The organism is Aliikangiella coralliicola (genome assembly GCF_007004725.1).
GTDB lineage: Bacteria > Pseudomonadota > Gammaproteobacteria > Enterobacterales > Kangiellaceae > Aliikangiella > Aliikangiella coralliicola.
Window position 1 is genome coordinate 46,989 of record NZ_ML660161.1, and the last position, 14,074, is coordinate 61,062.

Annotated in this window: 12 protein-coding genes; 7 read left to right on the top strand and 5 right to left on the bottom strand. The window is 42.9% G+C overall.

What is annotated here, in order from left to right; translation table 11 throughout:
* Positions 1 to 197 precede the first annotated feature (197 nt).
* Complete coding sequence (locus FLL46_RS03255) at positions 198 to 2,156, top strand: PAS domain-containing sensor histidine kinase (protein ID WP_142892010.1); 1,959 nt, start codon at positions 198 to 200, stop codon at positions 2,154 to 2,156.
* 124 nt (positions 2,157 to 2,280) lie between these two features.
* Here the strand turns inward: FLL46_RS03255 and FLL46_RS03260 are convergent, their stop codons facing one another.
* Positions 2,281 to 2,793: a disulfide bond formation protein B gene (locus FLL46_RS03260; RefSeq protein WP_142892011.1), complete on the bottom strand. Its 513-nt coding sequence runs from the start codon at positions 2,791 to 2,793 to the stop codon at positions 2,281 to 2,283.
* A gap of 428 nt (positions 2,794 to 3,221) precedes the next feature.
* The gene (locus FLL46_RS03265) at positions 3,222 to 5,549 is read right to left on the bottom strand and encodes a Tex family protein (RefSeq protein ID WP_142892012.1); all 2,328 of its coding nucleotides are present in this window, start codon (positions 5,547 to 5,549) and stop codon (positions 3,222 to 3,224) included.
* A gap of 348 nt (positions 5,550 to 5,897) precedes the next feature.
* On the opposite strand from FLL46_RS03265, the gene ompR reads away from it, so the two are divergent.
* Positions 5,898 to 6,620 (top strand): osmolarity response regulator transcription factor OmpR, encoded by a 723-nt coding sequence (ompR, locus tag FLL46_RS03270; RefSeq protein WP_142892013.1) that lies wholly within the window; start codon positions 5,898 to 5,900, stop codon positions 6,618 to 6,620.
* An 80-nt stretch (positions 6,621 to 6,700) separates the two neighbouring features.
* Here the strand turns inward: ompR and FLL46_RS03275 are convergent, their stop codons facing one another.
* The 3 genes from FLL46_RS03275 to FLL46_RS03285 all read right to left on the bottom strand — a co-directional run bounded on the left by FLL46_RS03275 (position 6,701) and on the right by FLL46_RS03285 (position 8,348).
* Positions 6,701 to 7,144: a hypothetical protein gene (locus FLL46_RS03275; RefSeq protein ID WP_142892014.1), complete on the bottom strand. Its 444-nt coding sequence runs from the start codon at positions 7,142 to 7,144 to the stop codon at positions 6,701 to 6,703.
* A 149-nt stretch (positions 7,145 to 7,293) separates the two neighbouring features.
* Complete coding sequence (locus FLL46_RS03280) at positions 7,294 to 7,932, bottom strand: 2-hydroxychromene-2-carboxylate isomerase (protein ID WP_142892015.1); 639 nt, start codon at positions 7,930 to 7,932, stop codon at positions 7,294 to 7,296.
* 104 nt (positions 7,933 to 8,036) lie between these two features.
* Positions 8,037 to 8,348, bottom strand: coding sequence for a DUF1244 domain-containing protein (locus FLL46_RS03285; protein WP_142892016.1), 312 nt, complete (start codon positions 8,346 to 8,348; stop codon positions 8,037 to 8,039).
* Positions 8,349 to 8,845: 497 nt separating this feature from the next.
* Here FLL46_RS03285 and FLL46_RS03290 point away from each other — a divergent pair, with 497 nt between their 5' ends.
* From FLL46_RS03290 to FLL46_RS03310, 5 genes are read left to right on the top strand one after another with little or no spacing between them, the layout of a single operon-like run.
* The gene (locus FLL46_RS03290; protein ID WP_142892017.1) at positions 8,846 to 9,523 is read left to right on the top strand and encodes an ABC transporter ATP-binding protein; all 678 of its coding nucleotides are present in this window, start codon (positions 8,846 to 8,848) and stop codon (positions 9,521 to 9,523) included.
* Complete coding sequence (locus tag FLL46_RS03295; protein ID WP_168204022.1) at positions 9,516 to 10,550, top strand: HlyD family secretion protein; 1,035 nt, start codon at positions 9,516 to 9,518, stop codon at positions 10,548 to 10,550. The genes FLL46_RS03290 and FLL46_RS03295 overlap by 8 nt, the downstream gene beginning before the upstream one ends.
* A gap of 1 nt (position 10,551) precedes the next feature.
* Entirely contained in the window at positions 10,552 to 11,574 is a 1,023-nt protein-coding gene (locus tag FLL46_RS03300) for an HlyD family secretion protein (RefSeq protein ID WP_142892019.1), read from the top strand.
* 10 nt (positions 11,575 to 11,584) lie between these two features.
* Positions 11,585 to 12,850 (top strand): efflux RND transporter periplasmic adaptor subunit, encoded by a 1,266-nt coding sequence (locus FLL46_RS03305; protein WP_142892020.1) that lies wholly within the window; start codon positions 11,585 to 11,587, stop codon positions 12,848 to 12,850.
* The gene (locus tag FLL46_RS03310; RefSeq protein WP_142892021.1) at positions 12,837 to 14,072 is read left to right on the top strand and encodes an ABC transporter permease; all 1,236 of its coding nucleotides are present in this window, start codon (positions 12,837 to 12,839) and stop codon (positions 14,070 to 14,072) included. Before FLL46_RS03305 ends, FLL46_RS03310 begins: the two co-directional genes overlap by 14 nt.
* Positions 14,073 to 14,074: the final 2 nt, after the last annotated feature.

The following is a 14,074-nucleotide window of genomic DNA, read 5'->3' on the forward strand; positions in this document are numbered from 1 at the left end:
GGGTTTTATTAAGTTTTTACCACAATAAACGGCCGCTGCAAAATTTTTTTCTTGAAAGTCGATTTTTGACAGATAAACGAATAACACTAAACTGATAAGGATGAGCAATATTTTTGATACTGGTAGCGATCTAAAGTAGTTTGGAGCGATAGATAATTTATGTTTTTAATAACCGGTTTTGAGTTACACTAATTATTATGCAACGAGAGCTGAACACTAAAACCAATACTCGCTTTCAATTTGCTCGCTATTGGACCATTCGAGGGTTTACCGCTTCACTCATTGTTATTGCCGCTCTGTTACCGGTGGTAAGCGCTTTGAGTATCAGTTTTTGGCTGGACGGTGAATACAATTGGCGAGAAGCGGCGTTAGAACTAGGGGTTGCCTGTTTAACCCTGTCCTTAATTGCTTACCCGGCATTTTATCTCCTTAATTGGGAATCTGATCAGGCGCAGCGTTGGGACGAAACGCAACAGGACTTTCGTCTGCTGATCGATCAGGCGGTGGATATGGTTTTCCTGGTGTCACTTGATGGTCGTATTGTTGAAGTGAATCAACGTGCGTGTGAATCGATGGGTTATTCAAAGGTAGAACTAAAAAATCTATCAATACTTGATATTGATATCGACTGCTACCTTCACCGGCACCCTAAATTGGTCAACCAGATGCAAAATGGTGAAAGTATCACCTACCAGACTCGTTATCGCTCTAAAAGTGGCAATCGAATTCCTGTGGAAAGTAGAGCAAGGATGGCAAGCTGGCTGGAAGAGCCTCACTACCTTGAGTTTGTTTCTGATATTTCCCATCGCCTTGAAGTAGAGAAGCAGATTGATGAATCTCGCGAAGCGCTGGAAAAAACCCGCAATATTTTAGAACGTCGAATTGCTGAACATTCAAGCGAATTGAAACGGCAAAAACAAAGTCGGGAAATGGCAGAAAGATATGCCAATTCAATTCAAAATTACCTGGAAAAATTGATCGACTCGATGCCGTCCGCGATTATCGCAGTGGATGAGGACCATCAGGTTATGCAGTGGAATATTGAAGCCGAAAAAATGACTAATATTCAGGCGAAAATGGCTATTGGTGAGAAATTATCCAACCTCTTCCCTGCTTTATATCAGCACATGCAAAGTGCGAATAGCAGTAAAGATTTGCTGCAACAAAGCTTAAATTTTCGATTTAATACTCGGATTAATCACGAAAATCGAACTTTGGAAGTCATGATTTACCCCATTTTCACATTACGTGAAGAAGAGCAGGGAGAGGTTATTCGAATTGATGATATTACCGAGAAAGTCAAAATTGATGAAACCCTGGTACAAACCGAAAAGATGCTATCACTCGGCGGGCTAGCGGCCGGTATGGCTCATGAAATCAATAACCCGCTGGGCGCAATTATGCAGAGTACCCAAAATATTAAACGACGGCTTTCAAATACGCTGGCGAGAAACCAGATGGTTGCGCAAGAAGTCGGATTGAGTCTTGATGCCCTTCATTTGTATCTGGAAAAGCAGAGAATACTCGAGTTTCTTGAAGGCGTGATGATTTCGGGGGAAAGAGCGGCGCATATTGTTGGCGATATGTTGAGTTTTGCCAGGCCAGCCAACCAGGAATCAACCCAGGTATCACTGCAAGATGCATTGGACGCTGCCGTTCGTTTGTCAGCTAAAGACTACAATCAACGCAAGCAGTTTGATTTCAGAAAAATTGAAATGCGTAAAACCTACTCTCCGCTTGTCGGTTGCGTGTTAGCGCAAAAAAATCAGCTTGAGCAGGTGTTTCTCAACATGTTGATCAATGCTGCTCAGGCGTTGGCGCTAAATAAGGACGAATCGTTTCACCCGCTGATAGAATTGATAATTCGCCGTGAGGGAAATATGGCCTGCGTTGAGATTATTGATAATGGCCCGGGTATGGATGAAGCAACCCGTAAGCGGGTTTTTGAACCATTTTTTACTACTAAAGATGAAAATGTCGGTACTGGGTTAGGATTATCAGTTTCCTATTTTATTGTTTGTGAACAACTTGGTGGGCGATTAAGCGTCGAGTCTCAACCAGGCAAGGGCTGCCGATTTACGATTCACTTACCGCTCGTGAGAACTGAAAGTAGTGCGCAGGATGCTCATGATGAACAAATAGAATTACCGCTTTAGGGCGTATGTAATCAAGAATAATCCAGAATTAAGCTTCACCTTGTGAAGCCGTTTTCATTTGAAACCCACCCGAACCTTACAGTTTAAGTGGGTTTTTCGCTCGTATGTCTTGTCTGTTCAGCGACTAAAAGATGTGTTTACTGGGACGGTAATGCCGGTAGAGGTTCCAGATCATTAAACCTGCGACACTCACAAAGAAAATTAACACCCACATGGGCATAGAAATTCCCATGAAGCTCCAGGATACCTTGGCACACTCGCCATCGCCGGCCAGTACCGTACTGATGACTTCTGTTACGGGCAGCATTTCTACCAGGTAGTCTAGCGCCGGACCGCACGCAGGGACTTCGCCTTCCGGGAGATTTTGCAGATAAACATGTTTTCCTGACACAATACCGCCCAGTATTGCGCTGATTAAGCCAAGAATAGAATAAGTCGGTCGCCACTTGCTGCCAGCCAGGGGATTATGAATTCCCCGGATTAGGAACCAGATGCCAACGAATAAAACGCCGATACGCTGAAAAATACATAACGGGCAAGGCTCCATATTCTCAACATATTGAAAATAATAGGCCGTCACCAATAGTTGGTAACAGACGAAAGCCATAAACAGGTTAAACCCACGAGACTCAAACATTGAGTATTCCATCCAGTTCGTTTTATTTGGCTTCGAAGACTAGCAGAATTCGAAGACACAAAAAAGTAGCGGAATATTGAAAAAGAATTGCCATTAATTCTGAAAAGCGGCTGTTTTTAAGTGAACTTAATTATGATTAGCGAGTCACTAGTTAAAGAGAAATGACCAGTTTGCAACCGATGTTCAAGAGCTGGCCTTTGTTCGATTTGAAAGGTCGGTTTTATCTTTAATTGACACTTTTTGACATTTTAAAGTGGGCAATAAAAAAGCCTCTTAAAAGAGGCTTATAAAAGTTTCCAGTCTGCAGGTCCCAGTACTCTGGGCTTCTTGTATTCGCTAGCGTTGGCTATTTATAACAAACTGATATGAGGCTTGCAACATAAATTTACAAAATGCGCCACTTTTTTATCTCAAAATCGGATAATTATCTACTTTTTACCTTTTAATGCATCAGCCAATGCCATGCCAAAAGCTGTATTGGTGGGCTTTTTAGGCTTTTGAGATGCTGGCTTAAATCCTCGACCTGTTTTAGATGAGCGCTGAGATTTATCTTTCGATTGGCCTCTCGGCGCAGCGTTTTCCGGGTTTGGCCCTACCATTGATAAACTAATTCTCTTACGCTTCGGGTCGACTTCAGTGACATGCACTTTCACGATATCACCTGTTTTAACCACTTCTCTCGGATTAGAAATGAACTTGTCACTCATCAGGGAGATATGGACTAAACCATCCTGATGAACACCAATATCGACAAATGCACCAAAATCGGTCACGTTGGTTACACTACCTTCTAGTGCCATACCCGGAGAGAGATCCGAGATTTTTTCGACACCTTCTTTGAATTTCGCAGCCTTAAAATTACCGCGAGGATCACGTCCAGGCTTATCAAGTTCGGCTAAAATGTCGTTAATTGTCGGTAAACCGAACTTATCTTCGACAAAGTCCGCGGCATTGAGCTTTTTTAACTCTGATGAATTACCCATCAGGCCGTCAATATTTGCCTGAATTTTATCGAGCATTTTAGTCACAATTGAATAAGTTTCAGGATGCACGCCCGAGCGATCTAGTGGGTTATCGCCGTCAGTAATACGGAGGAAACCTGCGGCTTGTTCAAAAGATTTTGGCCCAAGACGTTCAACCTGTGTGAGCTGCTTTCGGTTGGAAAAGCGACCATTTTGCTCTCGATAGCGAATAATGTTTTGCGCGAGGGTCTTATTGAGACCGGAAACATAAGTGAGTAGCGGCGCTGAGGCTGTATTGAGGTCAACACCGACGGCGTTTACACAATCCTCAACCACGCTCCCCAGAGTTTTTCCCAGTTGGCTTTGACTGACGTCATGCTGGTACTGGCCAACGCCAATTGCTTTGGGCTCAATTTTTACCAGCTCAGCGAGTGGGTCTTGTAAACGTCTGGCGATAGAGACAGAACCGCGGTAGCTAACATCTAAATCTGGAAATTCTTCTGATGCTAATTTTGAAGCCGAATAAACTGACGCACCAGCTTCATTGACCACTATTTTCTGGAGGCCCAGAGAAGGATATTTTTTCATTAACTCAGCAACAAGTTTGTCGGTTTCGCGCGACGCAGTTCCATTACCAATACTGACCAATCTAACCTTATGTAGCTCACAGATAGTGGCTAGCTTGGCGATTGAAGAATCCCATTGATTTTGTGGTGCATGTGGGAAAATAGTTGACTGAGTGAGCAGTTTTCCAGTGTCATCAACGACGACAATTTTAACCCCGGTTCTGAGTCCAGGGTCCATACCCATGGTGGTAAATTTGCCTGCTGGCGCAGCCATTAACAGGTCTCTAAGGTTGCTGGCAAAGACGCCGATTGCTTGTAATTCGGCGGTTTCTCTCAGTTTGCCCAAAAGTTCGGTTTCGAAGAAATTATGTAGTTTGACTCGCCAGGTCCATAGCACAACCGTCTGTAACCAACTGTCAGCAGGTCGACCTTGATCACTTATGTTGGCGAACTTTGCGATCAAATATTGGGCATGGTTGGATGCTTTTTCGTCTTTAAGCAGGTTTTGATCAACGACCAGTTCCAATGACAAAACACTTTCATTTCTGCCACGAAATAAGGCGAGCGCACGATGGCTTGGAATTTTGCTCAGTTGTTCAGAGTATTCAAAGTAATCGCGGAATTTGTGCCCGGCATCTTCTTTACCAGCAACAACGGTCGAACGAACAATCGCATGTTCTTCCAGGTAGTGGCGGATTTCCGACAATAAAGGCGCGTTTTCCGCGAACTCTTCCATTAAAATCTGTTTGGCGCCGTCCAGTGCTGATTTACTGTCAGTAATCCCCTTCTCTTCATTAAAGTAATCTTGTGCTACCTGTTCCGGATCCTGAGCAGGATTTTCCAGTAAGCTATCTGCTAAGGGTTGCAGCCCAGCCTCTCTGGCTATTTGCGCTTTAGTCCGACGCTTCGGCTTGTATGGCAGGTAAAGATCTTCTAACTCGCTTTTAGTTTCTGCCTGAACAATACTTGTTTTTAGTTCGGGTGTTAGTTTTTCCTGTTCATCAATGCTTTTCAGTATCACTTGACGGCGGTCTTCCAGCTCACGAAGATAACCGAGTCTCTCTTCAAGTGTGCGCAGCTGGGTATCGTCTAGCCCACCTGTGACTTCTTTTCGGTAACGTGCGACAAAAGGGACGCTTGCTCCTTCATCAAGCAGGGTGACTGCAGCACTAACCTGCTCTTGCTTGACACCAATTTCTTTGGCTATTTTTTCCGCAATATTGAACATAGACTTTCCTAAAAAACTACTTATTCTTTGATGAACCGGCTTCGATGATTAATAATCATTCAAATGATTTGGATTAGTGGTTTTGACAGAACCAGATGAAGTGGCGATTATAACCATTCTGTCGGGAAATTCAGCAGGAATCGGTAATAAATTGAACTAACTTCGAAAATAGAGATGAGGCCATTGACAATGGTTTTTTTGAAAGATTGAAACTTAGGTTATACTCTGTAACAAATGATTGAAAAATATCTTTGCCTTTCAATCGTTTATTCACGGAAAATCGGGATCGGCTTAGACCAAACGTAAAATGATTATTTTGCGTCTAGATAAAAAATAAGTGAGGGGAATATGATGAGTGAAGAAACGCAAAAAATCCTGGTAGTCGACGATGACTTGCGTTTACGCAGTTTATTGGAGAGGTATTTCAAGGAACAAGGCTACATTGTAAAAGCCGCTGCAGACTCTGAACAAATGGATAGGTTTCTTGAACGTGAAAACTATCATCTTATGGTGCTTGATTTAATGTTGCCTGGCGAAGACGGTTTATCCATATGCCGCCGTCTGCGAGCTGAAGATAATAGTATCCCTATCATTATGTTGACAGCCAAAGGTGACGATGTTGATCGAATCATCGGTCTTGAACTTGGTGCGGATGATTATCTTGCCAAACCTTTTAATCCCCGCGAATTATTAGCGCGAGTTAAGGCGGTGTTGAGAAGGCGAACTGCGGAACTGCCAGGGGCGCCAAGCGGTGAAGAAAAAGTGATTGAGTTCGGCGAATTTAAGCTAAACTTGGCGACCCGCGAAATGACACGAAATGGCGAACCCATGACCTTAACCAGCGGTGAATTTGCGGTATTAAAGTCGCTGGTGACTAACCCACGTCAACCACTCTCACGAGATAAATTAATGAACCTTGCGCGAGGGCGTGATTATAGTGCGCTAGAAAGAAGCATTGATGTCCAGGTATCACGGTTACGCAGAATGATAGAGGAAGACCCGGCAAAACCGCGTTATTTACAAACGGTGTGGGGGATTGGCTACGTTTTTGTTCCTGATAGTGAAGACTAAATTTCTTGTCTCCGGTTTCTCAACCGACCATTCTTGTCCTCATTTAAGCCTGTGTGAAAGCAGGCTTTAGCTACTCTCTATTAGACTTCTTCCTCTTCACCATCAATGATAAAACCAATACGTCTTTTTGCAGCTTGTTGTTCCACCTTTTTCACAAAACAAAGCATTTGCACCGTTGATTGATGAGCTAGCAGCATGCAAGGGCTTCCGTTCATATTGCCTTCAATCCGAATACCGTGGAAGCTTTCCTGGGCAAGCCGCTCGACATTTATCTGGATGCCGCCATACATTACAGCTAATATCGCCGGTTCTTCGTCTTCCGGCAGTTGTTGACGCCATTGAGTGATGGTGTCCGCAAGGCGACGCATTAAAACACCCGCAGAGCGATATTCATTGGCTTCTTTCAACCCAGAAGATTTTTGTGGAAGACTCAGACTGGGCAGAGGCCTCTGGGGAACAACTTGCTCTTTCAGGATTTGTTGAGTGTTCTGGTATTCGGGTAAATTATTCTGATCTTGTTCCACGAGCTTTCCTCTATAGATTGAACTGGTTCCACTTTCCGTGCCGGATATTGATTTAGCGACAAATAACCTGAGCGATTATCTCGACCCAAGGATAGGTAATCCGATGATAGCGCCATGGGCAACCAACGGGTAAGGGGGTTAACAAAAGCTTACCGTTTTCGTTGCACACCTATCGGTAAATTTTCGACCCGATCCATTTCTTCATCTCGAAAGTTTGTCGGGGCATGTAAGTAGTCTAATAACATCTCGAACGCATCTAACCCCCAAAAAATTTCACCGGGCTGGTCTTTAACCATAAATGTCGGGACGCCAAAAATCTCATTGTTTGCTGCTTCTTCAGTATTAATGCGAAGTTGATCTTTAACAGATTGTGCTGAAGTGAGCACATCGAGGTTTTTGATTTGCAGGTGTTTTTCCAGGTATCTGATAGCTTCGTTAGAATCTGAAGCCAGCCCTTCTTTCCAGATACTCTCGAAAATTATCTGGATGTTTTCTCTCTGGTTATTCGTTGCTATTGCTAAACGTAGCGCAAATAAAGAATTAAAAGGGTGCGCCGGTGGCATCTTAAACGGGATACTAGCCCTTCTTGCTTGCCAGTAACAATGCTTATAGGTGAACTTTCTTTTCGGCGCAATTTCAGCCGGTCCGACATTTTGCCAGTGATTCAACAACCCGGCAAACAAGATAGGTTTGTATTCTATATTGACGTCTGTGGGAAGCCTGTCGAACTGGCAATGTTGCAAATAGGCAAATGGCGAAATGAAATCAAAATACCAGACTAGTTTCATTGGACACGCTTCTCTTTAGTGTTGTTAATCGAAATGGGATGGTCAGCAAAGCCACCGGGTGCTGAGAACCAACTCGTCAGCCAAAGACTCCCTTCAATCAAAGCTTAACGGCCTTGCTTTGCTTTTCTCCTGGCGTTAAAGGCATCCATTTGTTCTTGAGTCGCTTCAGTCTGGAATTTTTCCTTCCATTCGGCATAGGGCATACCGTAGACTTTTTCTCTTGCCTGTTCGTAATTTAACTCAACATTTCTTGATTCCGCCTCGGTTACCATCCATTTTGCCAGACAATTCCTGCAAAAGTCGGCCAAAATCATGAGTTCTATATTTTGCACTTCTTTGTGATTATCCAGATGGGTTAGCAGCCTTCTAAAGACCGCCGCCTCAATGGCTTCTTGCTGGTTTAGTTGTTCGTTCAAAATTACACCTGTGACTGTTTGGGCGTTTATGTGCCTGGCATTGCCATCCAGCAACAGAATCAATATCCTACTAGAAATCGGCACTTAGGAAGTTTTCAATTATTGGGAGCGCTTATTGATCTCAGGGCGCAAATGCCTCGAGAATAATAGCTAAAATTAAAAGCCTTAGCCACCGCTTTGTCTATCCCGCCGAAAGCTAGTCATTTAACGATTGCCGCTAATTGTATTGTTACAACTTCCCTCTCGCCGATTAATTTTAAATCGTTTAACCTCTTGTGCTGATTTTTACGTTAAGAGTATGTGCTTAGCAAAAAAGATGTTATTTATAGAAACTATCAGTATTGCTGGAAGGTCTGAATAAGTTAATAGCCGTTGAACGGCCAACCTTGGTTTAACTTAATATCAACCAAAAATAATGAAATAATAAAGCGCTAATAATAAAACTAAAAAATTTACGCAGTCGATTAACAAAGAAGTAGCAAAAGGACGTTATTTAAATGATCCGTGTCAGGGGTATATCGAAAACTTACCAAATGGGGAATACGCTGGTTAAAGCGCTGGATGGCGTTGATTTGCATATCCCTCAAAACGAGTTTGTCGCGATAATGGGGCCGTCAGGTTCAGGTAAGTCAACATTAATGAATATTCTTGGGTGTCTTGATCAACCCGATAATGGGAGTTATCAGCTCGCCGGAGAAGAAGTTGCCAGTATTGATGATGATCAGCTCGCATCGCTACGCAATCGTTCTATCGGATTCGTATTTCAAACCTTCAACTTGCAAGCCCGTCGTACCGCATTAGAAAATGTTATGTTGCCGCTTAGATTTTCAAATTGTCCAAAAGTCGAAGCGAGAGAAAGGGCAACGCAAATTCTTTCGAAGGTTGGCCTGGCGGAAAGAGCGCATCACCGACCATCAGAACTTTCAGGCGGACAACGACAACGGGTCGCGATAGCGCGAGCGCTGATCAACCAGCCTGAAATTATTCTGGCTGATGAACCCACAGGTAATCTGGACAGTAAAACCACAGAAGAAATCATGAACCTGTTTCATCATTTACATCAGCAGGGGCAAACGATAGTCGTTGTTACTCATGAAGATGAAATTGCTCAACATGCGCAAAGAGTCGTTACATTGAGAGATGGAAAAATCAAGGAGGACAAATTCAATGATTAAACATTTGGCTATCATTATTCCGCTAATGTTTTCCACAGTTGTTGATGCAGAAAGTGATTCAGCTGATAGCGTCATTCTGACCGGCAAAATCAAAGCCGGTGATGTACAGAACTTTACGACTCCCTGGTCGGAAAACTGGCGATTGCAGATTAAATGGATGAAGCCGGAAGGTCAGATGGTTGAGCAAGGAGATTTGGTTGTACTGTTTGATACTGCAAGTTTAGACACCCAGATTGAGCAACAGAAAGTGAGCTTGCGGCAAGCGCAAGAAAAAGCCAAAGAAAGTCGGCTTAGACTGGAACAGGAAGTCATCGATGCTGAGCATGCTTTAGTGAAAGCTCAATTAGAATTTCAACTAGCCAAGTTATCTGTCAATGTACCGACAAAATTTCGCAGTGATTTTGAAAAAGATAATATCGGGTTTGATTTTAAAAAAGCGAACAAAATGTTGGAGCAAGCAAAAACCAAATTGAAAACGGCTCAAGCTGCATTGGTAGCTGAAGAGAAAAAGCAGGTGTTAGAAATAAAAAGAATTGGGGCAATTCTAAAGAAAAAAGAATCGGAGTTGGCGTTTATGCAGTTAAAGGCGCTAAGAAAAGGAACCGTATTACATGCGATGCATCCCTGGAATGGGAGTAAAATTACTGAAGGTCAATCAGTACAAACTTCGTGGAATGTTGCTTCAATTCCCGGTGCTGGGGATGAGTCGGTACGAGCATGGGTGAATGAAGTTGACTGGCACAAAATTGGCGTAGGCCAGATAGTTACATTGACGTTAGATGCATTTCCCAATGACCATTTTAAAGGAAAAATTCGAAAAGTTGGCCAGCAGGCGGAATCTAAAAAAGAATGGGGCAGTGCGACCTATTACGATGTCGATATTGAAATCACAGAGCCTTCCAAGCATTCCCTTGTGCCAGGTATGAGCGTGAGAGTTGAAATACCAGAAAACGGCGTCGGCGCTGAGAATAATTCGATTACCGAAAACTCTTCAGCAGAAAAAAATATGACAACGGAGGCTGGCTAGTATGTTAAGAATAACTTTGTTGGTGGGTGCTCTGTTGTTGGTCTCTGGTTGTGAGCAGCAAGACTCCAGTATAAATAGTCAAACACAACTTAAGGTGTCGGGCATCGTTGAAGCTAACGGCGAACTGGCTTCAAGTGATACTGCCGTCGTGAGTCCGCCAGCCGTACGAAATCAATGGCGATATAAAATTACTTTTCTAGCTGCCGAAGGAAGCCAGGTCAATAAAGGAAAGCCAATTGTCAGTTTCGACGTAAGCGAGCTTAATCAGAAACTATCGATGAAAAAAAGTGAGTTAAAAACAGCACAAAAAACATTGGAAAATACGTTGTTGACGAACGAAGCTAAACTGGAAAAACAAAATCTGGAACTCGCAGAATCCAAAATGAAGCAGGATAAAGCCTATCGAAAGTGGCAGCAATCTAAAAATCTGGAAAGTAATCTGGAGACTAAAAAACTAAATCTTCAATTTAAAATCGCAGAAAATGAAACCCAACGATTAGAGAAGACTGTCGCCAAGACGATTGAATCAAACAAGGTTAAATTAGCCATTTCGAAAAGTAATAATGAACGGCTTCAAAGTGAAGTAGATCAATTGAAGTCGGGCATTGGCAAAATGACGATTAAAGCGCCTAAATCAGGCATTATCATTTACAAACCGGACTATCAGGGAAAGAAAATTTCGATGGGAGATACTGTGTGGATGGGGAGACAAATTATTGGTTTACCGTCACTCGATCAGATGATAGTAAAAGCGAAAATCCTCGAAGCAGATGCCGGTAGCGTAAAGTTAGCACAGAAAGTGGAAGTCGTGTTAGATGCCGTGCCTGAAAGGGTTTTTATTGGCAAAGTGACTAAACTCGGGAAAGTTTTTCGGCGCAAAAGTAAAGATCAGCCAAATATTATTTTTGATGCAGAAATTACTTTGGAGAATCCTGACATCGATTTGATGCGGCCGGGTATGGCTGCAAGAATAAAAATACATGTTGATGACGCGCAGCAATCATCAGCATTGGCGTTGCAGTAGGTGGTAGAGAATGAACGATATAAATAAAGGAACAGTCGGCAGGTTAAAATACACTTTCGCATCCTTGACGCTTTCCAGTGTATTAACTTTGTCTGGATGTGCTGAAAACTCGAGTGCTGATACGATTAAGATGGTTGTGGCAAAGGCTGATTTTATCGTAAAAATTCCCGGTTCTGGAGAGTTAGAAGCGGCAAAAGCAACCAATATCAGTATGCCCGGTGGCGTGTTTGAAGCTCAGGTTATCGAATGGCTTGCGGAGGAAAATACACTGGTTAAGAAAGGACAGGTTGTTGCCCGTTTTGATCCGAAAAAATATAGGCATCAAAGCGAGCAAGAACAATTTCAAATCGATAAAGCCAATATTGGCTATCAAACAAAAGAAAACCAACTCGGTAACGAAAAGCGAGAAATCTCTAATGATGCGCAACTAATTAAAGACGAGCTTAATATTGCTAACCGGTACTCTGTTGATGATTTAAGAGTTTATTCGCGTAACGAAATTATCGACCAAATGAAAAATCAAGCCTACCTGGAAGCGAAGCAAGGTTATACCGAATGGCGTGGCGAGAGTCATGACGACAAATCACAATCTGAACTTGAGTTGTTACGACTGAAGCAAGGTCAGCATTCTGCAAAATTAGGCATGTATCAAGACGCGTTAACAAAATTGGAAATCACTGCACCACATGATGGACTTTTTGTTTTAGAAAAAAACTGGCGTGGAGAAAAGCCGCGTGTTGGTGACACTACCTGGCCAGGTAGAAAATTAGGATCGCTGCCTGATTTATCAAAATTACAGGCGAGAATCTTCATTCTTGAATCGGAAGCCGCGGGACTGAAAGTTGGACAAAGAGTGGAACTAAAGTTAGACGCATATCCCGATCAGCTTATTGAAGGAAAACTGGCGCAAATTGATAGTATTGCTAAATCTCGAAATAATAAAAACCCTGTCAAATATTTTGAAGCGGTCGTTAGTATCGATGGTGAAAAACTGGAACATTGGCGACCAGGTAGCCAGTTGAAAGCGATAGTCTTCGCTGCTGAAAAGCGTCAGGTGATTAGTATTCCTTCACAAAGTATTTCAGTCAAAAATGGTCAGTATTTTGTGTATGTAGAAGAATCTGGAGATTGGGTTAAGCGGGAAATTCAAATTGGATCTCGTAACACTGCTAAAACAGAAATAACTCAAGGATTAGAGTCAGGTGATATAGTCGCGTTGTTTACGCCGCAATCTGTCGTACAGCAAAATACGGGAGGCAATCATGGCGTTCTTTGATGCACTAAGAGATGCTTGGGAAGAACTTTGGCATCATAAGATGCGTACCGCATTGACGTTGCTTGGAATGATTTTTGGCGTCGGTGCGGTAATTGCCATGCTAAGTATCGGTGAAGGCGCCGAACAGGAAGCACTGGAATTGATCGACTCTATGGGACTGCGAAATGTAATCGTCAATGCTAAGAAAATGGACTCGCAACAGCTCGCAGAAATTCGCGATCATTCTGTCGGTCTCTCGCAAAGAGATGTTGAGGTGGCTAGCGAAACTCTACCTTTTGTGGAACAGGCTAGTGCGGAAAAAGTGATTAAGACATTTATTGTTTTCAGTCATGGTGTTAAAAGCGACGCATCTGTTTATGGTGTTACCCCGAGTTATTTTGAATTGAGTGGATTTAATGTTAGCGCCGGAAGGCTCTTTGACGTTGATGGTGAAGCAAGATATCGACAGGTGGCGGTGTTAGGAGCGCACACGGCAAAAGTATTGTTTGCGGATAAAGACCCTCTTGGGCAATTGGTTAAAGTCAATCATGTGTGGTTACGTGTCATTGGGGTATTAAAAGATAAGTCACTTAACAAAGACGAATTTGAAGGGATCAAATTAGGCGGAGAGAAAAACAGAATATTTGTTCCGTTAAAAACCGCGCTGAAAAAGTTTCGCTTTCCCGACCTCGACAATGAAATTGATACTTTCAGAATAAAAATTACCAAAGATACCGATCCGAACATGGCGGCAATTGCTCTTAATCATTTGCTTAGCCAACGTCACGGCAAAGTGGATGACTATGAAATTGTGGTACCGGCAAAATTAATGGAACAGCATCGGCAAACTCGTCGCATCTTTACCATTGTGATGTCTTGTGTTGCGGGGATTTCATTGTTAGTCGGCGGTATTGGTATTATGAATATTATGTTAGCGACCGTGTTGGAGCGGACTAAAGAAATTGGTTTGCTGCGGGCCGTTGGTGCGCGCAAAAAAGATGTGATGAACCTGTTTATGGTCGAAAGTTTTACCGTCGCCGCCATTGGTGGATTATTAGGCATTATTCTGGGTTATATTATTGCGCAGGTGATCGCGGTTTATGCCGACTGGACTGTTGGTTGGTCGTTATCTGCGATCTTATTATCGGTGGGTGTTTGCGCCATTGTTGGCTTAACTTTTGGTATTTATCCTGCGTTAAAAGCATCCAAGATGGATCCCATTGAGGCATTGCAACGGGATTAAAA

What these genes read in the sequence shown, in the direction of transcription:
- FLL46_RS03255 (WP_142892010.1), top strand. Translation starts at nt 198, where the DNA reads ATGCAACGAGAGCTGAACACTAAAACCAATACTCGCTTTCAATTTGCT.
- FLL46_RS03260 (WP_142892011.1), bottom strand. Translation starts at nt 2,793, where the DNA reads ATGTTTGAGTCTCGTGGGTTTAACCTGTTTATGGCTTTCGTCTGTTAC.
- FLL46_RS03265 (WP_142892012.1), bottom strand. Translation starts at nt 5,549, where the DNA reads ATGTTCAATATTGCGGAAAAAATAGCCAAAGAAATTGGTGTCAAGCAA.
- ompR (WP_142892013.1), top strand. Translation starts at nt 5,898, where the DNA reads ATGATGAGTGAAGAAACGCAAAAAATCCTGGTAGTCGACGATGACTTG.
- FLL46_RS03280 (WP_142892015.1), bottom strand. Translation starts at nt 7,932, where the DNA reads ATGAAACTAGTCTGGTATTTTGATTTCATTTCGCCATTTGCCTATTTG.
- FLL46_RS03290 (WP_142892017.1), top strand. Translation starts at nt 8,846, where the DNA reads ATGATCCGTGTCAGGGGTATATCGAAAACTTACCAAATGGGGAATACG.
- FLL46_RS03295 (WP_168204022.1), top strand. Translation starts at nt 9,516, where the DNA reads ATGATTAAACATTTGGCTATCATTATTCCGCTAATGTTTTCCACAGTT.
- FLL46_RS03300 (WP_142892019.1), top strand. Translation starts at nt 10,552, where the DNA reads ATGTTAAGAATAACTTTGTTGGTGGGTGCTCTGTTGTTGGTCTCTGGT.
- FLL46_RS03305 (WP_142892020.1), top strand. Translation starts at nt 11,585, where the DNA reads ATGAACGATATAAATAAAGGAACAGTCGGCAGGTTAAAATACACTTTC.
- FLL46_RS03310 (WP_142892021.1), top strand. Translation starts at nt 12,837, where the DNA reads ATGGCGTTCTTTGATGCACTAAGAGATGCTTGGGAAGAACTTTGGCAT.